The sequence below is a fragment of the Flavonifractor sp. An10 genome (genome assembly GCF_002161215.1).
GTDB lineage: Bacteria > Bacillota > Clostridia > Oscillospirales > Oscillospiraceae > Flavonifractor > Flavonifractor avistercoris.
Window position 1 is genome coordinate 501,396 of the sequence record NZ_NFMB01000002.1, and the last position, 22,803, is coordinate 524,198.

A 22,803-nucleotide genomic window follows, 5' to 3' on the forward strand; every position below is an offset into this window, starting at 1 on the left:
GGGGGCGTTGTCCGCCCCCGGCCGTTTCCTTGGTAGAGTGGAAATTACTTGGCGGCCTTGGCGCTCTTGGCGGCGATGGCCTTGTCCAGCCAGTCCTTGCCGTCGGTGATGCGGGCCACGATGTAGGAGACCACGTAGTCGCCGGAGGAGTTGATCATGGTGGCGGGGGGATCCACCAGGTTGCCGATGGCCACCAGGATGGGGAAGGCGATCTCGATCTGCTGGGGGAAGAAGATGGTGCAGATGATATACTCGCCGATGTAGCCGCCGCCGGGCACGCCGGACATGCCCACGGAGGACAGCACCGCCACGGCCACCACGGCGGGCAGCATGCTCCAGCTCATGTCAGCGCCCATGGCGCCCAGCACGAAGGCGATCTTCAGCACGCAGGAGAAGCAGGAGCCGTCCATGTGCATGGTGGCGCCCATGGGGATGACCATGTCGGCCACGTCCTTGGGGATGCCGGTGTCCTCCGCCTCCTTCAGGTTGGTGGGGATGGTGGCGGTGGAGGAGCAGGTGCCCAGGGACATGAGGGCGGGACGGGCGATATGCCGGAACATGGTCTTGATGCCGTGCTTGCCACCGCCGATGTAGGCGAAGATGGGGAAGGCGGTGAAGATGTAGATGAAGCACAGGGGGTAGTACACGATCAGGGCGCGGCCGTAGGCGGCGGTCACCTGAGAGCCGTAGGTGGCCACCAGGTCGGCGAAGATGGCGAAGAAGGCGATGGGGGCATAGTAGGTGATGATCTGCACGAAGGACATCATCACCTCGGTCAGGCCGTTGAGGAACTTGCCGATGATGTGGTCGGGGCCGCCCACCAGGTTGGTGGCGAAGCCGAAGAAGATGGAGAACACGATCAGGGGCAGCATGGCGCTGCGGCTGAGCAGGCCCACAAAGTCGTCGGTGGTGAAGAAGTTGACGATCATGTCGGCGATGGAGGCGTGCTCACCCATGGCCTCGCTGGTGAAGTCATGCCAGGGCTCCAGCACCGGGGGGAAGATTTTCATGATGACGAACATGATCACGGCGGCGATGGCGCCGGTGACCACGAAGGTGATCACCGTAGTGCCCATGATCTTGCCGGCCCGCTTGCGGCTGCGCACGCTGGCCACGGAGTTGGCGATGGACGCGAACACCAGAGGCACCACCACGCAGAACATCATGTTGATGAACACGGTGCCCAGGGGGGCGATGAGGGTGCCGAAGCTGGGGGCCACAAAGCCCACGATGCAGCCCGCCACCATGGAGCCCAGCATGAGAGCCAGGAACCGGTAGTTTTTCATCACAGCAGATTTGTCCATAACAATACCTCTCTTTCTTCAAAACCCTTGCCAAAGGATACAAGAAAAGGACGAAAGCGTACTCTCCCCCCGGAGACAGAACGCCTTCGTCCTAAACTATGGGCCATAGTATAGTACCGAAAGGCGCCCTTGTCAAGCGCGGGAATCAAACCGGGCGGAGAGGCGTGTCATCCCTCTCCCGGGCCGCCGGGCCGGCTGCGCAGTCTCCCCCCTCTCCTGGATTCGTATCCGTCCGCGGCGGCGTATTGCTCAAAGGGCGAGCTCCTCGTCGGTGACCTCTCCCTTGGCAACCACGTTGGTGGGGCCGGTGAGGAGGAGCCTCTCCACAGCTCCGTCCCGCACCTCCACGTCGATGACCAGCTCGCCGCCGGTCATCTGTACATGCACGTCCCGGCCGTCGGACTTCCCCTGGAGGGTGAGCACCGTAACCACCGAGCCGGTTCCCGTGCCGCAGGCGTGGGTGAAGTCCTCCACGCCCCGCTCATAGGTGCGCTCCCAGATCTGCCCCGGGCCCTCCACCTCATAGAAGTTTACGTTGGCGCCCTTGGGAAATGCCGGGTGATGGCACAGTTTTCTGCCCAGCTCAAAAAGTCCCTGCTCCGGGAAGCGCCGGAGTCCGGAAATCGGAACTACCGCGTGGGGCAGGCCGGGACTGCCCAGCTCGATATAGGAGCAGTGATAGGTCACCCCGTCCACCTCCACGGGGTAGTCCAGCCTGAGCACCGTGGGGCTGTTGAGCTGAACCCTGTACTGGCGTCTGGTCATCCGCCAGCCGGTGACCAGGCCCGCGGTGGTCTGCACCCGCTGCACCTCCCCGGCCAGGCCGTTGTCGCAGCCGTAGCGGCAGATGCACCGGGCGCCGTTGCCGCACATCTCGCCCACGCTGCCGTCGGAGTTGAAAAACAGCATCCGGTAATCGGCGTCCGTGGTGGGCTTCTCCACGATCATCAGCCCGTCGGCGCCGATGGACATGCGGCGGTCGCACAGCCGCCGGGCCAGGGCGGGGAAGGACTCGGCGGGAAGCCCCTCCACCATATTGTTGAGGATGATGAAATCATTCCCCGCGCCGTTCATTTTCCAAAACTGCATGGCAGGAACCCTCCTGTTCGACTGGTTTTGCCAGGATAAAAAGCAAGAACGGTGCCACACCCGGGCGGCGGCGTATTTTCGCCGAATGGCACAAATAGCATGCCCCAAATTTCATAACTCTTCCAAAAAAGACCGGGAGAACGGGGGCGGAGGGCCCGGAACCGGAGAAAAAAACGGAAAGGGAGTTCGGATTTCCGAACTCCCTTTCCGGGAAACCGGACAAGCCCTAGGAGATCTGGTACTCCTTCAGCTTGCCGTAGAACACGGTTTTGGACAGGCCCAGCAGCTTCATGGCCTGGCTCCGGCTGCCGCCGCACTGGGCCAGGGTCTGGCGGAGGATCCGCTTCTCCTCCTGCTTCAGCCGCTCCCGCAGGGTGAGCTGGACGGGCTGGCTCTCCACGCAGATGTGCTCGGCATAGATGAGCTCCGACTCAGAGAGGGCCACGGCCCGCTCCAGTACGTTCTCCAGCTCCCGGATGTTGCCGGGCCAGTTGTAGGAGAGCAGCTTGTCGAAGGCCTCGCCGGACAGGCTCTTGGGGGGCACGCCGTACTTCTGGGGGATCTTCTCCATCAGCCGGTCGATGAGGAAGCAGATGTCCTCCGGGCAGCTGCGCAGGGGCGGCAGCTCCACGGAGAAGGCGCTGAGCCGGTAATAGAGATCCTGCCGGAACCGGCCGGCGGCCACCTCTGCCTTCAGATCCCGGTTTGTGGCGGCCAGGATGCGCACATCCACCGGGATGGTGCGGGTGGAGCCCACCCGCACCACCACCTTGTTCTGGATCACATTGAGCAGCTTGGCCTGGATATGAAGGGGGATCTCGCCGATCTCGTCCAGAAAGATGGTGCCGCCGTCGGCGGCCTCAAAGAAGCCGGCCTTGCCCCGGGGGTTGGCCCCGGTGAAGGCGCCCCCCACATAGCCGAACATCTCGCTCTCAAAAAGGGTGGGGGAGAGGGTGGAGCAGTCCACCGGCACGTAGGGGCCCTTCCGGGGCTGGGCCCGGGCGATGGTCTGGGCCAGGAAGGACTTTCCGGTGCCGCTCTCACCGGTGATCAGGATATTGCAGTCCAGCTGGGACAGCTTGTAGGCCAGGTGGCGCACCGCAGCCGCGGTGGTGCCGAAGCCGAAGAGCTCGGCAAAGGGGGCCTCCTGGGGCGCCTCGCTGCGGGCGCTCTCCCGGTAGGTGCGCTCGGCGGACTTGATGGCGTTGTTGCGCTCCAGGATGGTGGTGTGGATGTCCTCGATGCTGCGGAACTTGACGATCACCTCGTCGGGCAGGCCGTCCGCCCCGGGGACGGGGAGGAGGGAGGCCACCAGCTCGTAGCCGTTGATCTCGTACTCGGCGTCCTCATACCGGGGCACCTGGCCGCTGAAAATCCGGGCCAGATGGCGCTCAAACCGCTCCCCCTCGAAGAACTCCCGGAAGTGGTAGCCCACCACCTTCATCTCCAGGCCGGGGCGCTTTTCAATGTAGGCCCCGCCCCGGAGCAGGCTGCCCGCGCCCTCCTTCCGGGCGGAATAGCCCTTCTCCTCCCAGAACTTCACCTGGCCGGTGCCGCGCTCCAGCGCCACCAGCTGGCCGATGCACTGAAAGTAGTCGATGGAATAGGTGGTGTCCCTCACCTGGACGGACACGGTGTGGGGCTCGATGGAGAGCCGGAGGGGAATCCCGTCCCAGACGGTCTCCAGCTGGAGGCTCTCCGCGTCCTGGCCGGGGAGGAACTTGTAGACCGGCCGCTGCCCGGGGTCGTCGAAGGCCCCCACGGCCACCAGCCGGTCTCCGGTGCGCAGCCTGGGCTCCCGGATGCCGATGCGCTCCAGATCCTCCGGCCGCAGCTCCCCGTCGTCGGCGCCGATTTCGGTGTCCGCCACCAGAACCAGATCCCCCGGCTCCAGCCGGCCGGCGGGGTGGGAGTGCTGGCTGTGGTTATACAGGCCAAAGCGGTTTTTGGCCTGCTGGTTGATGTGGGTGATGATCCCCTCCCGATCCAGGGTAAAGATGGCGTGGGAGGAGGTATCCAAAAGACTCTGCAGAAGCTCCATAGGCGGACTCCTTTCCGTACAGTGCGGGGTTTCCCCTATTGTACTAAAGAACGGCGGGGATGTAAATACGGCGGCCCGACAAACCGCAGGAGAGGGGGCGGTTCAGCCCCGGGAGTATTTTTAGTTGAGAACAGGGGCGCTCTATGGTATAATAATTTCAAAATCAGATGCGCCCCAAATGGAGGTGGGGCGCGGTTGTACGCACACTTTGCGACATAATAAACATTCTGTCAATGGGGGGCTTACTATGTCGGAAGCGTTTGAGGGCAGAGCCGGAGGAATGGCGGCATATCAGGAGCTGGCGGAGGCGCTGGAGGAGCGGTATTTCGCCATTCTGCGCGTGGAGCCGGAGGCGGATCAGGTGCTGGTGCTCCAGAGCGTGGACAACCCGGAGCACATGGGGAAGACGCTGTCCTGGACGGCGCACCTGGAGCGGTACGGGGCCTTTCTGGCGGAGCCGGCACGGGAGAAGACGATGCGGCGCCTGTCCGCCCGGGCCCTGCTGGAGTCCTGCCGCAGGGGAGAGAAGGGGATCTCCCTCAACCTGGACTATGTCCGGGGAGGGCGAACCAACTGGGTGACCGTTGTTACGCGGAACAGGGTGCAGAAGGACGGCCGGTTCCGCTGCTTCGTGTTTGTGCGGCAGACCAATGAGGAGCACCTGCGCCAGAGGATCATTGATCTGTACGTCTACAATACATGTGATTTCTTTATCTGCCTGGATGCCAGGAACAACAGCTACGTCATGTTCAGCGGCAGCGAGTCGGACACGCCTCTGCCGCCGGAGATCTGCGACGATTATGAGGCCCTGGTGGTGGACTATACCAGGGATTTCGTGGTGCCGGAGGATCGCGAAATGGTGATCCGGGAGATGCGCACGGCCCGGGTGCTGGAGCAGCTGGAGCGCCACGGGGTGCACAACATCTACTTCGGGGTGGAGGATCCGGTGCGGGGCTATACCCGCAAGCAGCTGCGATACCAGTACTATGACCGCCGGGCCCAGCTCATCCTGTTCTCCCGCAGCGATGTGACGGGAATTTATCTGGAGGAGCGGGCCCGTCAGAAGGAGCTTCGGGAGGCCCGGCGCCTGGCGGAGACCGACCCGCTGACCGGCCTGTATAACTACGGCGGGATCGGCCGGCGCATCTCCAGGATCCTGGAGGAGGATGCGGCGCCGTCCGCCCTCCTGTTCCTGGATCTGGACAACTTCAAGCAGATCAACGATTCCATGGGTCACCAGGAGGGGGATCGGCTGCTGCGGAAGGTGAGCCGGGTTCTGCAGATGCAGAGCGGCGAGGGGGCGCTCCAGGGCCGGGTGGGCGGCGATGAATTTGTGGTGTTCCTGCGGCGCATCCGGGGGCGGGAGCAGGCGGCGGACTGCGCCAGGCGCATCTGCGAGGCGGTAAGCCGCCTCTCCCTGCCGGAAAACGGGTCGCTGCCCATCTCGTGCAGCATCGGCGTGGCGCTGGCGCCGGAGGACGGATGGGACTACCGGACGCTGTGCATGGCGGCGGACAGGCGGGCCTACCGGGCCAAGGCCCAGGGGAAGAACCGGTTTCTGCTGTAGGGCCGGCTTCCGGTCTGCGCGGCCGGAGGGGGCTGTATCTGCCAGTGCAATACCCCTATAAAAAGGACATATAAGCGGCGGCGGGGAAAGCATGCTATAATGGGAAAAACGGCGCGTCTGCGCCGGACTGACCATTTAAGGGGGAAGTGCAATGGCGATCCAAGGAATTTTCGGCCCCATCGACCCGGCGGAGCTGGGGCAGACCCTGATACACGAGCATCTGACCTGCGCGGACTGGTCTATGCGGATGAACTTCGGCGGGAAGTTCTTCGACTTTGACCAGGTGGCGGCCATGGCGGAGGGCCAGCTGAACAAGGCCAAGGCCCTGGGTGTGCGCACCGTGGTGGACGGCACCCCCATCAACCTGGGGCGGGATATCCACCTGATCCGGGAGGTGTCCCGGCGCACCGGCCTGAACTTCATCGCCTCCACCGGCTTCTACTATCAGGAGGAGCCCTGGCTGGGCATGCGGGACGAGGAGCAGATCTACGACCTGCTGATGGGGGACTGCGTGGACGGCATCGCCGGCACCGACAGCAGGCCGGGCATTCTCAAGGCCGGCGTGGCCCGGGCGGGACTCACCCCGCTGCTGCGCAAGGTGCTCCACGCCACCGGCCGGGTGGCGAAGGAGACCGGCCTGCCCCTGTTCTGCCACCACGACCCGGCCATCAAAAACGGCGGGGAGATCCTGGATCTGCTGGCCGGCTGCGGCGTGCCCGCCTCCAAGGTGATCCTGGGCCACAGCGGCGATTCCACCGATCTGGAGTACCTCACCGCCATGCTGGAGCGGGGCTGCTGGCTGGGCATGGATCGCTTCGGCTTCTGCGACAAGGATCTGGCTCTGGAGCCCCGGGTGGACACCATCGCCGCCCTGTGCAAGGCGGGCTGGGGCCACCGGCTGCTGCTCAGCCACGACTGGGCCGCCTACCTGGCCTTCTGGGACAGCTGGGAGACCACCAAGGGCTCCGACTGGATGAACCTGGAGGAGGACTACACCTTCATCCACCGGCGCGTCCTGCCCGCCCTCAGGGAGAAGGGCCTGGATCAGGCCGCGGTGGACGCCCTGCTGGTGGACAATCCCCGGGCCTTCTTCGAGGGGAACTGAGCCGCACGGACAACTGCACATCAGCAGAGAACGGGCCGGACATCGTCGGATGTCCGGCCCGCTTTTCCTGTCCGCCTGGCGGGGATGCCGGGGCCGTCCCGCCTCAAGAAAAAGACAGTGTTTCGCCGGAACAGGACCCTGTTTCAGCGAAGCACTGTCTTTTTGCCTAAAAGGAAAGCTGAGGGGGAAGGCCCTCCGGGGAATTACACAATCCCCAGCGCGGCTCTTACCTTGTCACCGTCGAAGGCGGGGATGCCCAGCATCTGGCGGGCCTCGGCGGGGGTGGCGGGGGTGTTGCCGAAGGCCTTGACGGCGGACACGGCCCGCTCCACCAGCATGTGGTTGGTGGCCATGACCTTCTCGCCGTTCTCCTTCACCTCGAACACCACGTTGTCCTCCATGCCCACGCGGATGTGGCCGCCCAGAGCCAGGGCCGCGAACATGATGGGCAGGTGGCCCTTGCCCACGCCGAAGGCAGACCAGGTGGAGCCGGCGGGGATGTGCTGGGTCAGGTAGAGCAGGTTCTCCACGGTGGCAGGCATGCCGCCCAGCACGCCCAGGCAGAACTGGAAGTGGCAGGGGGTGGACAGGTGGCCCTTCTTCACAAAGTAGTTGGCCACGCCCAGCATGCCGGCGTCAAAGATCTCCAGCTCCGGCTTGATGCCCTTCTCCATGTAGAGGTCGCCCAGCTTCTGGAGGAACTGGGGGGAGTTGATGAACACGCCGCCGGGCATCCAGTTGAAGGAGCCAGCGTCGTAGGAGCCCATCTCGATGCCGGGCAGCTCCCTGTGGTGGGCCATGCGCTCGTCGTCGGTGGCGGGGTGCTGGGGGGAGGCGCCGGAGGAGGTGCAGTTGATGACCACGTCGCAGTCCTTGTGGCTGCGAATGAGGCGGATGGTCTCCCGGAACTTCTCCTTGTCCATGGCGCCCAGGCCGTCGTCGGCGCGCATGTGCAGGTGGACGATGGCGGCGCCGGTCTTCCAGGCGTCATAGGCCTCGTCGGCGATCTGCTGGGGGGTCTCAGGGATCTTGTAGCCAGCGGGGGTCACCGCGCCGGTGAGCGCGGCGGTGATGATGGTCTTTGCCATAGCGGTTCCACTCCTTATTATAATATGCGCGGGAAGAAGGGACGCAGTGACCGCCCCTTCTTCCGCAGAACAGAATTAAAATTCGTAGCCTTCCGGCTCGTTGCTGTGCTCAAAGGTAAAGGGGTTCTCGATCTCACCCGCGTTTACCTTCTTCCACCACTCGGCGGCCTTCTGGGGCATGGTGCGCCAGGACTCGGCGGTCTGGGGCTCCTCCATGTCGTGGGTGGCGTAGCGCCAGTCGCCCACGCGGCTGATGTACTTCTCGTCCTGCTGGGCGGAGTTCTCGTCGCCCAGATCGCCGGCGGCGACGCGGAGCAGGGAGCCGTACTGCTCGCTGACGGTGTGCAGCTTCAGATCCTCTACCAGCAGCTTCTTCAGGGGCCGCTTGGCCAGGTTGGACATGATGGTGCGGTTCTCGTAGGGCATGGTCTTGAGCATCCGGGCGATCTCCCAGGCGCGCTCCACCACCTTGCCCTTGGGCAGCACCTCGTTGACCATGCCCCAGTCCAGCATCTGCTGGGCGGTGAACTGGCGGGAGGTCATCATGTAGTAGTTGCCCCGCTTGGTGCCGAAGTAGTGCTGGCACATCAGGCCCATGCCGTCGCCGGGCACCAGGCCGCCCTGGGCGTGGGGCACCTCCATCTTGGTGTCCTCGGAGCACAGGGTGATGTCGCACAGCATGGCAGAATCCCAGTGGAAGCCGGGGCCGGGGATGGCGCCGATGGTGGGCACGTCCAGATCAAAGATCATGTTCTTGATCAGGTTGGTGTCGTCGAAGTACTGGTGCTGGAACCGCTGGGTGGGCAGCTGGGAGTAGGTCTCCCAGCCGTTGGCGTCGGACTCGATCATCCAGTTGTCGCCGATGTGGGTGTAGATGATGATCTCGTTTTTGAAGTCCAGGCTCAGCCAGCGGGTGAGCTGGCTCATGGCCCGGTGGGACATGCCGCTGTGGTGCATGGGGCCGTCGTTGGTCTTCCAGGTGACCTGCACGATGCCGTCCTCACGCTTCAGGTCGGCGAAGTCCTTGAACCACTCTTTATACTCGTCAAACTCGGGCAGCTTGACGTAATCAGCCATAGGCTTTCCCATGGTATTTTCCTCCTCAATACTCGTCCGTGTGTGGAGAAGCTTACTTGCTGCTGCCGTCGGCGGGCTCGGGACGATAGGGCTTCACGGGCCGCTTGGGGTCGAAGGGGTTGACCTCGCGGCCGGCCTCGACCTCCTTGAACCACTCGATGGGCTTGGTGCGGAAGCCGGCCCAGCTCTCCCGGGTGGGGGGCTGCTGCATCCAGTCGTGGCAGTAGCGCCAGTCGTTGGTCTGGCTGATGTACTTCTCGTCCTGCTGGGCGGCGTTGCGGTCGCCCATGTCGCCGGCGGCGATGCGGAGCAGGGAGCCGTACTGCTCGCTGACGGTGTGCAGCTTCAGATCCTCCACCAGCAGCTTCTTCAGGGGCCGCTTGGCCAGGTTGGACATGATGGTGCGGTTTTCATAGGGCATGGTCTTGAGCATCCGGGCGATCTCCCAGGCGCGGGCCATGACCTGATCCTTGGGCACCACCTCGCTGACCATGCCCCAGTCCAGCATCTGCTGGGCAGTCCACTGGCGGGCGGTCATCATGTAGTAGTTGCCCCGCTTGGTGCCGAAGAAGTGCTGGGCCATCAGGCCCATGCCGTCGCCGGGCACCAGGCCGCCGTGGGCGTGGGGCACCTCGATCCAGGTGTCGTCGGAGCAGATGGTGATGTCGCTGAGCATGGCGGAATCCCAGTGGAAGCCGGGGCCGGGGAGCACGCCGATGGTGGGCACGTCCAGATCAAAGATCATGTTCTTGATCAGGTTGGTGTCGTCGAAATACTGGTGCTGGAACCGCTGGGTGGGCAGCTCGGAGTAGGTCTCCCAGCCGTTGGGGTCGGACTCGGTCATCCAGCTGTCGCCGATGTGGGTGAAGATGATGATCTCGTTCTTCCAGTCCATGGACAGGATGCGCACCAGCTGGCTGATGGCCCGGTGGGACATGCCGCTGTGGTGCATGGGGCCGTCCAGGGTCTTCCAGGTGACCTGCAGGATGCCGTCCTCCCGGTACAGATCGGCGAAATCCTTGAACCACTCCTTGTACTCGTCCAGCTGGGGCAGTTTGACGTAATCGGCTAAGGGCTTACCCATGTTGATCTCCTCCAATGTTTTGTTTTGATTGTGTTGTATATCCGTCCCAGGCGGCCTGGGATGTTTTTGAAATTACTCGGCCTTGAAGATGCCGGCCGCGCCCATGCCGCCGGCGATGCACATGGTCACCAGGGCGTACTTGCCGCCGGTGCGGCGCAGTTCGGAGATGGCCTTGCAGCTCAGCACCGCGCCGGTGGCGCCCAGGGGGTGGCCCAGAGCCATGGCGCCGCCGTTGGGGTTGACCTTGGCGGGGTTAAGGCCCAGCTCCTTGATGCAGGGGCTGACCTGGGCGGCAAAGGCCTCGTTGAGCTCAATGACATCCATGTCGTCCACGGTGAGGCCGGTGTACGCCATCACCTTGGGCACGGCGTAGATGGGGCCCAGGCCCATGTAGGCGGGATCCAGGCCGCCCACGCAGAAGCCCAGGAAGGAGGCCAGAGGCTTGATGCCCAGCTTGTTGGCCTTGTCCCGGCTCATCAGCACCAGGAAGGCGGCGCCGTCACTGGTCTGGGAGGAGGTGGCGGCGGTGACCCGGCCGTTCTCCTTGAAGCAGGGCTTCATGGACGCCATCTTCTCCAGAGTGGTGTCCCGGCGGATGCCCTGATCCTTGTCAAAGACGATCTCGTTGCCGTCCGCGTCCACGCCGGGCAGGGGGATGATCTGCTCGTCGAACCAGCCGGCGTCCTGGGCGCGGGCCGCCTTCTGGTGGCTCTCCAGGGCCAGGCGATCCATCTCCTCCCGGGTGACGTTGTACTTCTCCGCCACGTTCTCGGCGGTCTCACCGTTGGAGATGTACTGGGCGGGGTCGTGCTCCACCAGCCAGGGATCCCGGTCGCCGCTGCGATCCAGGGTCATGGGCAGGGCGGTCATGGACTCGATGCCGCCGGCCACGATGCAGTCGGCCTGGCCCGCCTCGATCTGCCAGGCGGCCAGGGCCACGGCCTGGAGGGAGGAGGAGCAGAAGCGGTCTACGGTGAGGCCGCAGGCGGTGTAGGGCAGGCCGGCCCGGGCGGCCACCAGCCGGGCGGGGTTGAGGCCCTGCTTGGCCTCGGGGATGGCACAACCCAGGATCACGTCCTCCACCAGGGCGGGATCCAGCTGAGGGATCTTCTCCATCACGCCCTTGAGAACCAGGCCGCCCATGTCGATGGGGTGCATGTTGCGCAGGGCGCCCTTTTTGCCGGACTTGGCCACGGCGGAGCGGCCGTAGGCCACCACCACCGTCTTGCTTAACGGTTTTGCCATATCAATCTTCCTCCATTTCCTTCAGCTCGGGTGAGATGATCAGTTGGGGCTCCACAGCGGCCTGGATCTCCTCCACGGTATGGCCCTTCCGGATCTCGGAGAGCACCAGGCCCTCGCCGGTGACGTCAATGACGCAGCGGTCGGTGACAATGTGGTTGACGCACCGCACGGCGGTGAGGGGCAGGGTGCACTCTTTGACGATCTTGGGAGAGCCGTCCTTGGCCACCAGTTCCATGGCCACAATCACGTTCTTGGCCCCGTTGCACAGATCCATGGCGCCCCCCATGCCGAAGGCCCGGCCGGGGGTGGCCCAGTTGGCCAGATCGCCGTCGGCGGACACCTGCAGACCGCCCAGCACGGTGGCCGCCAGGCGGCCGGAGCGGATCACGCAGAAGGAGGCGGCCACGTCAAAGGCGCTGCTGCCCGGCACGGGGACGAAGTTGACCCCGCCGGCGTTGGCGTACCGCTCGTTCACCATCAGGCCCTCGGCCTTGGGGCCGATGCCGATGAAGCCGTTCTCGCTCTGGAACAGGACTCCGGACACGGCGTAGCTGCCGCACAGGCTGGGGATGCCGATGCCCAGATTGACCACGTCGCCGGGCTTGAAGTAGGCGGCGGCCCGCTTTGCGATAAAATCTCTGTTGTTCATCATGGCTCTCCCCTCCTTACGCCAGAATCATGTCCACGAACATGCCGGGCACCTTGACCTCGTCCGGGCCGATCTCGCCCAGGTCGCAGAAGTGGTCGCACTCCACGATGGACAGGGTGCCGCAGGTGGCGACCACCGGATGGGAGGCGTGTCCGCTGCTGCCGGAATAGGTCAGGTTGCCGATGGGATCGGCCCGGCGGCAGCGGGTGAGGGCCACGTCGGCGTGTAGGGCGGTTTCCAGCAGGTAGCGCTCACCGTTGACGGTAATCACCTGCTTGCCCTCCTCCACCACGGTGCCCAGGCCGGTCTTGGTGAGTACGCCGCCCAGGCCGGCGCCGCCGCAGCGGATGCGCTCGATAAAGGTGCCCATGGGGTTGAACTCGGCCTTCAGCAGGCCGGACTGGATGCGCTGGTTGGTCAGGGGGTTGGTGCCCACGTGGGTGGTGATCATCGCGTCCACCCGGCCGTTTTCGAGCAGCAGGCTCACCCCGTGGCCGGGATCGCTGGAGTCGATGGAGTAGACGGTCAGGTGCTTGGCGCCGCTCTCCAGCAGGCAGTCGATGAGCCGGTCGGGCATGTACTGGTTGGTCTGTCCGCCGATGGCGATGGTCTGCCCGTCCTTAAACTGGGCGATAATCTCTTCTCTGCTGCGTACCTTACTCAGTTCCATATCGTTCTCCTTCGCTCAGATTTTCTTCGGGCGGGCAGGGGCTCACAGCTTGCGGTGGAGCTTGAGCAGCTCAATGAGCATCTGATCCCGGTAGGCGGCGCACGCCTCGTTGGTGTGGCCGATATAATCGGGGAAGTTCTTCATCTCCTGATCCACGCCGGGCTGGGCCACCTCGGCCCAGTTGTCGGGCTGGTGCGTCCAGGAGGCCATGTCGGCCAGCCAGCGGTCGCCGGAGTTGCCCAGCATGTTCACCATGCCGGTGAGGCCGCCGGGGTTGCCCAGCTGCATGATCATGTTGTGGCCGAAGATGGCCCAGCGCAGGCCGGGGCCGTACACCAGGGCCTTGTCCGCGTCCTCCACGGAGCACACGCCCCGCATGACCAGATCCTGCACCTCCCGGTAGAGGGCCAGCTGGAGGCGGTTGGCGATGAAGCCGGGGCACTCGCGGCGCAGGAGGACGGCCTCCTTGCCGATGGACTGGTAGAAGTCATAGGCCAGCTGGAGCAGCTCAGGGTCGGTCTTGTCGCCGGAGGTCAGCTCCACCAGGGGGATGAGGTGGGGGGGATTGTAGGGGTGGGCGCCCACGCAGCGCTCGGGATGGGCGGCCTTGGCGGCGATGTCGGAGATGAGCAGGCCGGAGGTGCTGGAGGCGTAAACGGCCTCGGGGGAGGCTGACTGCTCGGCCTGGGCCAGGATGGACTGCTTGATCTCCAGGCGCTCGGGGCCGCTCTCCTGGATGAACTGGGCGTCCTTCACCGCCTCCTCCATGGAGGTGGTCAGGCGGATGCGGGCCACGATCTCCGCCCGGCGCTCCGGAGTGATGGCGTTGAAGTTCTCCAGGGCGTCCAGGCTCTTGTGCATCTGGCCCTCGCTCTTTTTCAGCTGCTCGTCGTTGATGTCGTACAGGGTGACGTCCAGGCCGCGCATGGCGAACTGGATGGCCCAGCTGGAACCGATGACGCCGCCGCCCACACAGGCGACGCGCCTGATATCTGTAACTTTCATGGCTCTGATCTCCTTTGTCTGAGATTCAACAGGTCCCGGCGGAGCGGTATGCCCGCCGCAGTCGGGATATGGGGAACCGCCAGGCGGTGAAATCCGGTCTGGCGGCTCCAGGGAAAGGGTATCTCCGGTGTGTCGGAGGCGGTGGTGAAGCCGTGGACGGTCAGCTGCAGTAGCGCAGCTGGGTGGCGGTGCGCACCATCTCGTCCCAGTCGCCGAACTGGGTGCTCTCCTTGACGAAGGCGTCCAGCAGCGGGGGCGCGTAGATCAGGGTGTCCGCCTTCCAGTTGAGGATGACCGCGCTGGAAAACTGGAAGCCCTCAAAGTTGTCAAAGCGGGTGTGCTGCTGCATGAACTCATCGGTGAAGATGTCCTCCAGCAGCTTCATCAGCTCCGGGGCGTTGTCCAGGAACACATAGCCCTGATTAGGGTTTGTCTGTTCCATAGAACTTGGCAGCCTCCTTCTCCACATAGCCGCGCCAGGCGGGGGCGTCGTCCTCCATCCGCTGGCGGATCCAGGGCATCAGCTCGGGCTGGCCGGTGACGGCCTCCTTGCGGACGACGGTCATGTACAGGGAGCCCTCTCCGGGCGGGCAGCCGGGCAGGAAGTAGGCGTCGGGGTGCTCCTTCAGGTGCCGGCGGGTGCAGTTGCCGTGGAGGATGATCTGCTTGTCGGGGATGCTGGGATCCAGCTTGTTGTCGCAGCCGGCCACAACGGTCATGCCCTTGTTCTCGTCGTAGATGCCGATGGCCTTCAGGGTCTCCATGTTCAGGGTCAGCAGGGCCTGGCAGCTGGAGCAGGCACCCTCGCAGTGGACGTCGTACTCGGGCCAGCGGTTGCGGATGTCCTCCAGGTAGGGAACCCACATCTTCTTGTAGCAGTCCTCGATCTTGTCGCCCACCACTTCGATGTTCTCCTGGTCGGTGGTGCCCAGGCCCACCTCGTCGGCCACCTTGAAGTAGCTCACGCCGTCGGGATCAATGCCCACCAGCTCGCAGGCGATGCGATCCAGGGCCACGGGATCCTTGGAGCCCATGACGCAGTCCAGCTCAATGGGAGTGGGGGTGTGGGGGGAGTAGCCGCTGGCGGCGCTCATCACGTCCATGATGTTCAGATCGGGCTTGCAGACGCTCCACACGTCCATCATGGCCATGGTCAGGTTCTGGCGGTGCATGGTGGTGTGAACCTGATCCTGCACCACGCCCTTGATGTTCTTCAGCGCGCCGGAGAACACCATGCTGGCGTGGGCCTTCAGGATGGGCAGGTTGATGATGTGCTCGGCCTCCAGCAGCAGCTTGGGCAGCTTCACGTGGGAGATGTTGGAGCGGTAGCCGCGCACGGCCACGTTGACCAGATCCTTCTCCCGCTTGATGTCGTAGAGCTCCACGCCCTCCTCCGCGGCCATCTTGGCGATGCCGCAGGCCTCATAGCACTCCATGGTGTCGCAGCCCACGGCGGCGGACTCGGCGATGACGATGCGCTTGGGATTGGCCTTGCGCACCTCGCGGATGACGGCGCGGACGGTCTCGGGATGGGTGCACACGGCAAACTCCGGGGGAGCGGCGTGGCCCGCGTTGGGCTTGAGCACCACGGTGGAGTTGGGCTCGATCAGGTTGGTGACGCCGCCCAGCATGTCAAAGACGCGGGTGACGTTCTCCTGCACGTCCTTGCTATGAGCCAGCGCCACGACAGACTTCTTGCTCATGATGTTGCCTCCTTCTAATCTTTTTTACAATAACTGCCCACAAGCTCAGTTTTTGTGAGCGGCCATGTAGTCCTGGTCGTACTTGTGATCCTGGATAGCCAGAATCAGGAACAGGGAGATGAGGGCCAGCACGGCGAACACGATATAGACCGCGCTGATGCTGTGGAACAGGCCCTGCACGATGCCGTTGACGGCGAAGTTGCACATAAAGATGATGTTGGTGATCGGGAAGACCACGCTGTTGACCTTGGCGTAGCCCACGCGGCCAAACACGGAGCCGGGGATGGAGTTCATCAGGTGGGGGGCGGCGGCGCCCAGGAAGCCGATGATCACCAGGGAGATCCACACCAGGGGCATGATGCCGCTGATGTTGCACAGCAGAGCCACCACGTACAGCACGGCGGTCATGACGCCGGCCTTCTTGATGCCCAGCTTGAACACGATGCGGCCGATGATCACGGAGCCGATGACGCCGATGACGGCGATGGCGCTCATGACGCCGGTGGCCAGGGCCTGGTTCATGCCGACCTCCATGTTGCGGGCCACCAGCTGGGTCATGATGCCCATCTGAACCAGCATCAGGAAGCCGGTGGACAGCACGCACAGCCAGGTCTCCTTGGTGCACAGCAGCTTGCCGACGGTCCAACCGTGGGGATCCTCCTCCGGGGCGGCGGCGGCGTAATTGGCCTTGAACTCGGCCTCGGTGACATTATCGGGATAGAGGCCCCGCTCCTGGGGGGTGTTGCGCAGCATCACCGCGCCGATCACGCCCACCACCGCGGCCACAACGCCGCAGATCACGGAGCTGACGGCGATGCCCAGGCTGCCCACCAGCACGGTGAGCAGGGGGACGAACACCATGGTGCCGAAGTTGGAGCCCATGGCCACCACGCTCATGGCCTGGCCCTGCTTGCGGGGGAACCACATGGCAACCAGGGTGCCGATGCCCACGAAGGAGCCGGCGCTCAGGCCGCCGCCCACACAGCACATGGCGATTAAGTACATGGGCACGCTCACCGCGTTGCCGGTGGCGATGTGGCCCAGGCCCGCCAGGATCAGGCAGCCGGCGGCCACCTTAGCCGGGCCGATGCGCTGGTTGAGCTGGCCGGCGATGATGGCGATGATCACGCCGACAATGCCGGCCACGGTATTCATGTTCAGGATGATGGTGCGGTCCACGCCCAGCCGCTCCGCCACGGCGGGGGCAATGACGTTGGTGCCGTCGGCAAAGAAGCCGCCGTTGCTGAAGAAGATCAGGAAGCCGAAGATCAGCAGAAACCAACCCCAGGCTCCAAAGCCTCGTTTCGTCTGTTCCATAACTTTACATTCCTCCTGAGTGGGGCGGCAGCTCCGCCCCCAAATCGGTTGAAGCGGGTATGCTTGTCGTTTCTCTCTCCCTCCCGCGTTCTGCCTGACGTTCCGGCCGGTATGTCTCGAAGCGGTCTTAGTATAACCTTTACAAAGTTATTAGAAAAATATATAATGCTTACAGCGGTATAAGCAACTTTTATACTTACCCGGGGGGAAGTTGGCATGGAACTTTCACAGCTTCGTTATTTCATGGCCGTGGCGGAACTGGGCAATATGTCCAAAGCCGCGCAGGCGCTCTTTGTCTCTCAGCCCAATCTGAGCACCAGTATTTCCCGCCTGGAGGAAGAGGTCGGCGTGCCCCTCTTTGACCGCCGGAGGGGCAAAATCGTGCTGAACCAGAATGGTGAGCTGCTGCTGGAAAGCGTCAAGCGCGCGGTAAACACCCTGGACGCCGGCGTGCGGGCGGTGCGGGATCAGCACGCCGGAAAGTCCGCCCCGCTGTCCCTCGCCTGCATGACGGACGATACCGACCTGCTGGAGCACTTCGTGCTGGACAATCCGGATATCAACCTGATCCAGAAGCGGCTGGATCTCCCCGCCCTCACCTTCCTGCTGGAGCGGGGGGAGGTGGATCTGGCCCTGGCGGTGCTGCCGCCTCCCTCGGATGAGATTGTCTTCGAGCGGGTGTACAACTGCCACTTCGTGCTGCTGATGAGCCGGGATCACCCCCTGGCCGGGGAGGCGTCCATCACCCGGCACCAGCTGGCCGGCTGCCGCCTGGCCATCGACGGCTCCCGGGTCAACAAGGAGACCTTCTGCGCCGCGGAGAGCGCCAAGTTCGGCGTGACGCCGGCCATTGACTACGATGTGCGCCACCTGAACCTGCTGCTCTCCCTGGTGGAGTCCAACCAGTGCGTCTCCATCGTCCCGGCGGTGAAGTATGAAGAGCTCTATCTCCAGGGCGGCCACCAGAACGTGGTCTGCCGGGAGTATGCCGACGGCGCGCCCGAGGCATACTGGGGCATCGCCTATAACAAGCGCCGCCCCCTCAATGAGCACGGACAGCGCTTCCGCGCCTTCGTCCGGGACTACTTCACCCGGATCAATGCCGAGTACGCCGCTGCAACCCGCGCCTGAGCCGCGCCAAAAAAATTTCACCCCCCGCCCTAGCATAGCTAGGGCGGGGGGTGCGTCGTCTCCGGGCCGCCGGAGGCTTGCCTTTTCCAGGCCGGTTCGCTATAATCGACTCATTCACGTCACGAAAGGAATGTAAACTGATGAGTCGGAATGCTGTTTTTCTCTTCTCTGTCTGGACTTCTCTTCTCTCCGCGGTGTTTTATTTTCTCTACGGCTTTACCGCCTTCGGCGTGCCCTGGGTGATGTTTGTCTGCCTGGCCATCTTCTTCGGCATGGGCGGGCACGTGCGGGATGTGCCCGCCATGTGCCTGAGCGCCCTGGCCGGCTGCGTCTGGGGCAAGGTGGACTTCCTGCTGATGGATCTGTTCCAGAACCTGGGCCTGGGACTGGCCGCCGCCAGCTTTGTGTCCATCACCCTGGGTACCGCCGTCACCATGGTGCTCCACATCCACGTGCTGGCCAGAACCCCCTTCCGCCACATGCCCTTCATCTTCGCCGGCGTGTGCCTCACCTTCTCCCAGAACAACGGCAACACAGTGGGGCTGGCCGCCACCCTGGTCATCGGCATTGTCCTGGCCGCCCTGTGCTCCCTGGGCATGGACTTCGCTGTAAAGCAGTTTCCCCTGCCGAAAGAAGGGGAGCGGAGCTGACGGCAGATCCCGCCGGACACCTTATTATAATATATAGTATGACACTTGAACTAATTGGGCCGGCTTTTGCTCTGCGTAAAAGAAAAGAGCAGGAAAAAGTCCCCTCCGGGGCCTGAAACCAGGCCCCGGAGGGGACTTTTTTCCGGTAAGCTGCGGGTCAGATGGTTCCGCCATAGTCCACCACCAGGGTCTCGCCGTTGATGGCCTTGGACTCGTCGCTGGCGAAGAAGAGGATGGCGTTGGCCTGATCCTCGGGCTGGGTGCGGGGCAGGGAGCCGTCAAAGTGGCGGGCGCACACCCGGGCGAAGTCCTTGTCAAAGCTGGCGGCGTTCTCGGGGGAGAAGATGGGGGTCTCGGTGGGGCCGGGGCAGACGGCGTTGCAGCGGATGCCGGTGCCGGCGACCTGGATGGCCACGTTCTTGGTCATGCCGATGACGGCCATCTTGGCGGCGGTATAGGAGATGCCGGCGTTGGAGCGGGTGGCGCCGATGGAGGAGATGTTCACAATGGAGCCCTTGCCGGCCTTCTCCATATAGGGCAGCGTCTCCTTCATCATGTAGTAAACGGAGTCCTGATCGGTGGAGATGACCTTGTTCCACAGCTCCAGATCACAGTTGGTGATGGACTTGTTCTTGTCGTCGATGCCGGCGTTGTTGACCAGCACGTCGATGCGGCCAAAGGCCTCCACGGCGGCCTCCACCAGCCTGTGGCAGTCCTCCGGCTTGCTGACGTCGGTGGCCACGGAGATGGCGCGCACCCCCTGGGACGCGGCATAGGCCTCCACCTCCTGGAGCTTGTCCAGCCTGCGGGCGGCCAGAACCAGATCAGCGCCCTCCCGGGCAAAAAGCTCCGCGGTGGCCTTGCCGATGCCGGAGTTGGCGCCGGTGACGATGGCCACCTTTCCCTCCAGTCGTTTCATGATCAATCGTGCTCCTTTATACTGTTTTTGGACAAAAACAGTATAAAGGAGCACGATAGGGTTTGAAAAATATGGATTTTTTCTACCGGTATTCAAAAAAAGTATAGCACAGCGGCGGCCCGGCCCCGCCGTCCGGCGTTATCGCCCGCACCAAGCCCGGAGGGCGGGTTCCGCGGCCTGGACGCCGGTGCCGCGGATGGCCAGCCCCGGCTCCACCCGGGCGCCGGGACACAGGCGGCGGATGTCCTCCACACTGTGCCCCAGGCCGCTGCCCTCGTGGGTGCAGAAGGGGCGGATGGTCTTGCCGGAAAAGTCAAAGTGCTCCAGAAAGGTGAATACCGGCATGGGCATGGTGCCCCAGTAGTTGGGGTAGCCCAGATAGACGGTGTCATATGGCTCCAGGCTGTCCGGGTATTCCCTCAGCTCCGGGCGGGCGCCCCGCCGCTGGTCGTCCTGGGCCTGGGCGATGCACTCGTTGTAATCGTCGGAATAGGGCAGCAGGGGCTCGATTTTGAACAGCTCGGCGCCGGTGAGCTCCCGGAGCATCCGGGCCGCCAGCTCTGTGTTGCCCACGGGAACCGTCCGCAGGGCGCCGCTGAAATAGTTCTCACCCGCCCTGGAGAAATAGGCGATCAATGCCTGCATGGCGTGTCCTCCCTGTCTGTGGGGTGCGGAACCGGCGGGGGCGGTCACTTGCCCAGGCCGGTGAGGAACTCCACGGTCTCCGGGTCGTAGTGGGAGAAGAAGGCGCTCTCCCCCTCGTCCAGCCCGCGGATGGCGGCCATATCCCCGTCAGAGAGGGCAAAGTCGAACACATCCAGATTCTGCTCCATCCGCTCCCTGTGGGTGGACTTGGGGATCACCACCACGCCGGACTGGAGCAGGAAACGCAGAGCGGTCTGGGCGGAGGACTTGCCGTACTTGGCGCCGATCTCGGTCAGCACGGGGTTGTGGAAGAAGTCCTTCCGGCCCTCGGCGAAGGGGCCCCAGCTCTCGTGCTGGACGCCGTACTTCTGCATGATCTCATGGGCCTTGGCCTGCTGCTGGAACACGTGGGTCTCCACCTGGTTGACGGCGGGAGGCACCTCCACAAACCGGCACAGGTCGATGAGCCGGTCGGGGTAGAAGTTGGACACACCGATGGCCCGCACCTTGCCGGCCTGATAGGCCTCCTCCATGGCGCGGTAGGTGCCGTAGTAGTCGTTAAAGGGCTGGTGGATCAGCAGCAGGTCAATATAGTCGGTCTTGAGCTTGCGCAGGGATTCGTCGATGGAGGCCCTGGCCTTCTCATACCCGGCGTTGGAGATCCACACCTTGGTGGTGAGGAACAGCTCCTCTCGCGGCACGCCGCTCTTGGCCACGGCCGCGCCCACGCCCTCCTCGTTGTAGTAGGCCTGGGCGGTGTCGATGGAGCGGTAGCCCACCGAGATGGCGTCGGCCACGCAGCGCTCACATTCGGCGGGATCCACCTGATACACGCCGTAGCCCAGCATGGGCATCTTCACTCCGTTGTTCAGTGTCACAAATTCCATCAGAAAACCCTCCTGAAATGTGTTTTTTCTGGTTTTGCGGCTCTATTGTAGCGCGGATTCCCTTGACAGGGAAGCACCGATGCAGTAACATGGTATAAACCAAAAGGCAATACAGAGGAGGGGAGCAGGCTTGTTCAATCCACAGCTGACGGCCTTTGTCTGCGCGGCGGACTGCGGCAGCTTCAACAAGGCGGCGGAGCGGCTCTACCTCTCGCCGCCCTCTGTCATGAAGCAGGTCAACGCCCTGGAAAAGCATCTCCAGCTCACCCTGCTGGAGCGGGGCAGCCACGGGATCCGGCTGACCCCGGCGGGGCAGGTCATCTACCGGCACGCCCGGTTCCTGTTCGACTACTCGGCCCGGGCCGTGGAGGAGGCCAGGCGGCAGGAGCAGGCCGCCCAGACCACCTTCTGCATCGGCAGCTCCCTGCTCAACCCCTGCAAGCCCTTTATGGATCTCTGGTATCAGGTGAACCGGGAGTTTCCGGGTTACCGGCTCCACATCGTGCCCTTTGAGGACACCCGCACGGGGATCCTGTCCCAGATCGCGGCGCTGGGGGAGAAGTATGACTTCCTGATCGGCGCGTGCAATTCGGCCGAATGGCTGGAGCTATGCCGCTTTCTGCCCCTGGGGGCCTACCGGGTCTGCTGCGCGGTGGCACGGGAGCACCCGCTGGCGCGGAAAACACGCCTGTCCATAGAGGATCTCTACGGACAGACGCTGATGATGGGGAAGCGGGGGGACGCGCCGGCCGTCGACGCGGTTCGGGACGAGGTGGAGCGCCACCCCGCCATTCACATCGAGGACACCTCGCAGTTTTACGATATGGAGGTGTTCAACCGCTGTGCCCAGGCCCACCACGTGCTGCTGACGCTGGAGTGCTGGAGCGAGGTTCACCCGGGCCTGGTGACCCTGCCGGTGGACTGGGACTTCCGCGTGCCCTACGGGGTGCTGTATGCGAAGGACGCGCCGGTGGATATTCTGCGCTTCCTGACCTTGATTGCCCCCAAGCGGCCGGCGGCTGATCTCGGAACAGAATGGGTGGAAAGCCTATGAAGCGCCTTTGGGCCGGCCTGCTGGCCGCCTGCCTGCTGCTCTCCCTGGCCGCCTGCGGCGGGGGAGAGGAGGACGTGGAAACCGCCTGGACGCCCCTCCAGATGGCCCGGGCCATCCTGGCGTCCCAGGAGGCGCCGCCCGGGATGACGGAGCTGCTGCCGGGGGACGGGACATATGAGATATATGTGGCCGACAGCTACGGCCTGAATCCGGAGGACGTGGCGGACGGGGCCATCCTGGCCGCCGGCGGCGCCTCTGCCCAGGAGATCGCGGTGCTCCGGCTGGCGGAGCAGGCCGATTCGGACGGGGCGGCGGACGCGCTCCGCGCCTATCTGGAAGCCCGGACGGGGGACTTCACCGGCTATCTGCCGGAGGAGGCCGCCCTGCTGGAGGACGGCGCGGTGGTCATCCGGGGGGACTGGCTGGCCCTGCTGGTGTGCAGGGACACAGCCGCGGCGGAGGAGGCCTTCTCGGCCTGCTTCACCCAGGCACCCCCGGCGGAGACGGCGGAGGAGACGGCTCCGCAGGAGAGCGCCCAGCCGCCCGCGCCTGACCCAACCCCCGCCCCAACGC

At 64.1% G+C, this 22,803-nt stretch carries 22 protein-coding genes; 6 read left to right on the forward strand and 16 right to left on the reverse strand.

Features of this window, described 5'->3' with window-relative positions:
• Window positions 1-44 precede the first annotated feature (44 nt).
• The 3 genes from B5E42_RS05305 to B5E42_RS05315 all read right to left on the reverse strand — a co-directional run bounded on the left by B5E42_RS05305 (window position 45) and on the right by B5E42_RS05315 (window position 4,434).
• Window positions 45-1,304, reverse strand: a complete 1,260-nt coding sequence (locus B5E42_RS05305) for a dicarboxylate/amino acid:cation symporter (RefSeq protein ID WP_087237358.1) — start codon at window positions 1,302-1,304, stop codon at window positions 45-47.
• Between the two features lie 249 nt (window positions 1,305-1,553).
• Window positions 1,554-2,393 (reverse strand): diaminopimelate epimerase, encoded by an 840-nt coding sequence (dapF, locus tag B5E42_RS05310; protein WP_087237361.1) that lies wholly within the window; start codon window positions 2,391-2,393, stop codon window positions 1,554-1,556.
• A gap of 226 nt (window positions 2,394-2,619) precedes the next feature.
• Entirely contained in the window at window positions 2,620-4,434 is a 1,815-nt protein-coding gene (locus tag B5E42_RS05315; protein ID WP_087237363.1) for a sigma 54-interacting transcriptional regulator, read from the reverse strand.
• 247 nt (window positions 4,435-4,681) lie between these two features.
• Between B5E42_RS05315 and B5E42_RS05320 the strand changes: the two genes are divergently transcribed.
• Window positions 4,682-6,001, forward strand: a complete 1,320-nt coding sequence (locus B5E42_RS05320) for a GGDEF domain-containing protein (RefSeq protein ID WP_162613913.1) — start codon at window positions 4,682-4,684, stop codon at window positions 5,999-6,001.
• 151 nt (window positions 6,002-6,152) lie between these two features.
• Window positions 6,153-7,106: a phosphotriesterase gene (locus tag B5E42_RS05325; protein ID WP_087237367.1), complete on the forward strand. Its 954-nt coding sequence runs from the start codon at window positions 6,153-6,155 to the stop codon at window positions 7,104-7,106.
• Window positions 7,107-7,309: 203 nt separating this feature from the next.
• Here the strand turns inward: B5E42_RS05325 and B5E42_RS05330 are convergent, their stop codons facing one another.
• The 10 genes from B5E42_RS05330 to B5E42_RS05375 form a co-directional block, all read right to left on the reverse strand.
• Complete coding sequence (locus B5E42_RS05330) at window positions 7,310-8,194, reverse strand: 3-keto-5-aminohexanoate cleavage protein (protein ID WP_087237369.1); 885 nt, start codon at window positions 8,192-8,194, stop codon at window positions 7,310-7,312.
• A gap of 75 nt (window positions 8,195-8,269) precedes the next feature.
• Entirely contained in the window at window positions 8,270-9,283 is a 1,014-nt protein-coding gene (locus tag B5E42_RS05335) for an enoyl-CoA hydratase/isomerase family protein (RefSeq protein ID WP_087237371.1), read from the reverse strand.
• Between the two features lie 40 nt (window positions 9,284-9,323).
• The gene (locus B5E42_RS05340) at window positions 9,324-10,355 is read right to left on the reverse strand and encodes an enoyl-CoA hydratase/isomerase family protein (protein WP_087237373.1); all 1,032 of its coding nucleotides are present in this window, start codon (window positions 10,353-10,355) and stop codon (window positions 9,324-9,326) included.
• Window positions 10,356-10,427: 72 nt separating this feature from the next.
• Window positions 10,428-11,600, reverse strand: a complete 1,173-nt coding sequence (locus B5E42_RS05345) for a thiolase family protein (protein ID WP_087237375.1) — start codon at window positions 11,598-11,600, stop codon at window positions 10,428-10,430.
• A gap of 1 nt (window position 11,601) precedes the next feature.
• Window positions 11,602-12,249 (reverse strand): CoA-transferase, encoded by a 648-nt coding sequence (locus B5E42_RS05350; RefSeq protein ID WP_087237456.1) that lies wholly within the window; start codon window positions 12,247-12,249, stop codon window positions 11,602-11,604.
• Window positions 12,250-12,265: 16 nt separating this feature from the next.
• Window positions 12,266-12,919: a 3-oxoacid CoA-transferase subunit A gene (locus tag B5E42_RS05355; protein ID WP_087237377.1), complete on the reverse strand. Its 654-nt coding sequence runs from the start codon at window positions 12,917-12,919 to the stop codon at window positions 12,266-12,268.
• 42 nt (window positions 12,920-12,961) lie between these two features.
• The gene (locus B5E42_RS05360; RefSeq protein WP_087237379.1) at window positions 12,962-13,924 is read right to left on the reverse strand and encodes a 3-hydroxyacyl-CoA dehydrogenase family protein; all 963 of its coding nucleotides are present in this window, start codon (window positions 13,922-13,924) and stop codon (window positions 12,962-12,964) included.
• 160 nt (window positions 13,925-14,084) lie between these two features.
• Complete coding sequence (locus B5E42_RS05365; RefSeq protein WP_087237381.1) at window positions 14,085-14,366, reverse strand: hypothetical protein; 282 nt, start codon at window positions 14,364-14,366, stop codon at window positions 14,085-14,087.
• Window positions 14,347-15,627: a DUF362 domain-containing protein gene (locus B5E42_RS05370; RefSeq protein ID WP_087237383.1), complete on the reverse strand. Its 1,281-nt coding sequence runs from the start codon at window positions 15,625-15,627 to the stop codon at window positions 14,347-14,349. The genes B5E42_RS05365 and B5E42_RS05370 overlap by 20 nt, the downstream gene beginning before the upstream one ends.
• 45 nt (window positions 15,628-15,672) lie before the next feature.
• On the reverse strand, window positions 15,673-16,944 hold the full coding sequence (locus tag B5E42_RS05375; protein WP_087237385.1) for an MFS transporter: 1,272 nt from the start codon (window positions 16,942-16,944) through the stop codon (window positions 15,673-15,675).
• Between the two features lie 216 nt (window positions 16,945-17,160).
• Here B5E42_RS05375 and B5E42_RS05380 point away from each other — a divergent pair, with 216 nt between their 5' ends.
• Both B5E42_RS05380 and B5E42_RS05385 read left to right on the forward strand, forming a co-directional pair.
• Window positions 17,161-18,075, forward strand: coding sequence for a LysR family transcriptional regulator (locus tag B5E42_RS05380; RefSeq protein ID WP_087237387.1), 915 nt, complete (start codon window positions 17,161-17,163; stop codon window positions 18,073-18,075).
• 140 nt (window positions 18,076-18,215) lie between these two features.
• Window positions 18,216-18,725 carry a DUF1097 domain-containing protein gene (locus B5E42_RS05385; RefSeq protein ID WP_087237391.1) on the forward strand — a complete coding sequence of 170 codons (510 nt, stop codon included), beginning with the start codon at window positions 18,216-18,218 and terminating at the stop codon, window positions 18,723-18,725.
• 157 nt (window positions 18,726-18,882) lie between these two features.
• Here B5E42_RS05385 and B5E42_RS05390 read toward each other — a convergent pair whose 3' ends face one another.
• The 3 genes from B5E42_RS05390 to B5E42_RS05400 form a co-directional block, all read right to left on the reverse strand.
• Complete coding sequence (locus B5E42_RS05390) at window positions 18,883-19,644, reverse strand: SDR family oxidoreductase (RefSeq protein ID WP_087237393.1); 762 nt, start codon at window positions 19,642-19,644, stop codon at window positions 18,883-18,885.
• 138 nt (window positions 19,645-19,782) lie between these two features.
• Entirely contained in the window at window positions 19,783-20,289 is a 507-nt protein-coding gene (locus B5E42_RS05395; protein WP_087237395.1) for a flavodoxin, read from the reverse strand.
• Between the two features lie 44 nt (window positions 20,290-20,333).
• Window positions 20,334-21,176 (reverse strand): aldo/keto reductase, encoded by an 843-nt coding sequence (locus B5E42_RS05400; RefSeq protein ID WP_087237397.1) that lies wholly within the window; start codon window positions 21,174-21,176, stop codon window positions 20,334-20,336.
• Between the two features lie 130 nt (window positions 21,177-21,306).
• On the opposite strand from B5E42_RS05400, the gene B5E42_RS05405 reads away from it, so the two are divergent.
• Together B5E42_RS05405 and B5E42_RS05410 are read left to right on the forward strand one after the other, a co-directional pair.
• Window positions 21,307-22,230 carry a LysR family transcriptional regulator gene (locus B5E42_RS05405; protein WP_087237399.1) on the forward strand — a complete coding sequence of 308 codons (924 nt, stop codon included), beginning with the start codon at window positions 21,307-21,309 and terminating at the stop codon, window positions 22,228-22,230.
• Window positions 22,227-22,803: DUF4358 domain-containing protein (locus B5E42_RS05410; RefSeq protein ID WP_162613914.1), on the forward strand; the 577-nt coding region annotated here is incomplete at its 3' end. The genes B5E42_RS05405 and B5E42_RS05410, both read left to right, overlap by 4 nt.

What these genes read in the sequence shown, in the direction of transcription:
- B5E42_RS05350 (WP_087237456.1), bottom strand. Translation starts at nt 12,249, where the DNA reads ATGAACAACAGAGATTTTATCGCAAAGCGGGCCGCCGCCTACTTCAAG.
- B5E42_RS05330 (WP_087237369.1), bottom strand. Translation starts at nt 8,194, where the DNA reads ATGGCAAAGACCATCATCACCGCCGCGCTCACCGGCGCGGTGACCCCC.
- B5E42_RS05390 (WP_087237393.1), bottom strand. Translation starts at nt 19,644, where the DNA reads ATGAAACGACTGGAGGGAAAGGTGGCCATCGTCACCGGCGCCAACTCC.
- B5E42_RS05395 (WP_087237395.1), bottom strand. Translation starts at nt 20,289, where the DNA reads ATGCAGGCATTGATCGCCTATTTCTCCAGGGCGGGTGAGAACTATTTC.
- B5E42_RS05315 (WP_087237363.1), bottom strand. Translation starts at nt 4,434, where the DNA reads ATGGAGCTTCTGCAGAGTCTTTTGGATACCTCCTCCCACGCCATCTTT.
- B5E42_RS05340 (WP_087237373.1), bottom strand. Translation starts at nt 10,355, where the DNA reads ATGGGTAAGCCCTTAGCCGATTACGTCAAACTGCCCCAGCTGGACGAG.
- B5E42_RS05365 (WP_087237381.1), bottom strand. Translation starts at nt 14,366, where the DNA reads ATGGAACAGACAAACCCTAATCAGGGCTATGTGTTCCTGGACAACGCC.
- B5E42_RS05325 (WP_087237367.1), top strand. Translation starts at nt 6,153, where the DNA reads ATGGCGATCCAAGGAATTTTCGGCCCCATCGACCCGGCGGAGCTGGGG.
- B5E42_RS05305 (WP_087237358.1), bottom strand. Translation starts at nt 1,304, where the DNA reads ATGGACAAATCTGCTGTGATGAAAAACTACCGGTTCCTGGCTCTCATG.
- B5E42_RS05360 (WP_087237379.1), bottom strand. Translation starts at nt 13,924, where the DNA reads ATGAAAGTTACAGATATCAGGCGCGTCGCCTGTGTGGGCGGCGGCGTC.
- B5E42_RS05375 (WP_087237385.1), bottom strand. Translation starts at nt 16,944, where the DNA reads ATGGAACAGACGAAACGAGGCTTTGGAGCCTGGGGTTGGTTTCTGCTG.
- B5E42_RS05335 (WP_087237371.1), bottom strand. Translation starts at nt 9,283, where the DNA reads ATGGGAAAGCCTATGGCTGATTACGTCAAGCTGCCCGAGTTTGACGAG.
- dapF (WP_087237361.1), bottom strand. Translation starts at nt 2,393, where the DNA reads ATGCAGTTTTGGAAAATGAACGGCGCGGGGAATGATTTCATCATCCTC.
- B5E42_RS05320 (WP_162613913.1), top strand. Translation starts at nt 4,682, where the DNA reads ATGTCGGAAGCGTTTGAGGGCAGAGCCGGAGGAATGGCGGCATATCAG.
- B5E42_RS05385 (WP_087237391.1), top strand. Translation starts at nt 18,216, where the DNA reads ATGAGTCGGAATGCTGTTTTTCTCTTCTCTGTCTGGACTTCTCTTCTC.
- B5E42_RS05345 (WP_087237375.1), bottom strand. Translation starts at nt 11,600, where the DNA reads ATGGCAAAACCGTTAAGCAAGACGGTGGTGGTGGCCTACGGCCGCTCC.
- B5E42_RS05370 (WP_087237383.1), bottom strand. Translation starts at nt 15,627, where the DNA reads ATGAGCAAGAAGTCTGTCGTGGCGCTGGCTCATAGCAAGGACGTGCAG.
- B5E42_RS05400 (WP_087237397.1), bottom strand. Translation starts at nt 21,176, where the DNA reads ATGGAATTTGTGACACTGAACAACGGAGTGAAGATGCCCATGCTGGGC.
- B5E42_RS05380 (WP_087237387.1), top strand. Translation starts at nt 17,161, where the DNA reads ATGGAACTTTCACAGCTTCGTTATTTCATGGCCGTGGCGGAACTGGGC.
- B5E42_RS05355 (WP_087237377.1), bottom strand. Translation starts at nt 12,919, where the DNA reads ATGGAACTGAGTAAGGTACGCAGCAGAGAAGAGATTATCGCCCAGTTT.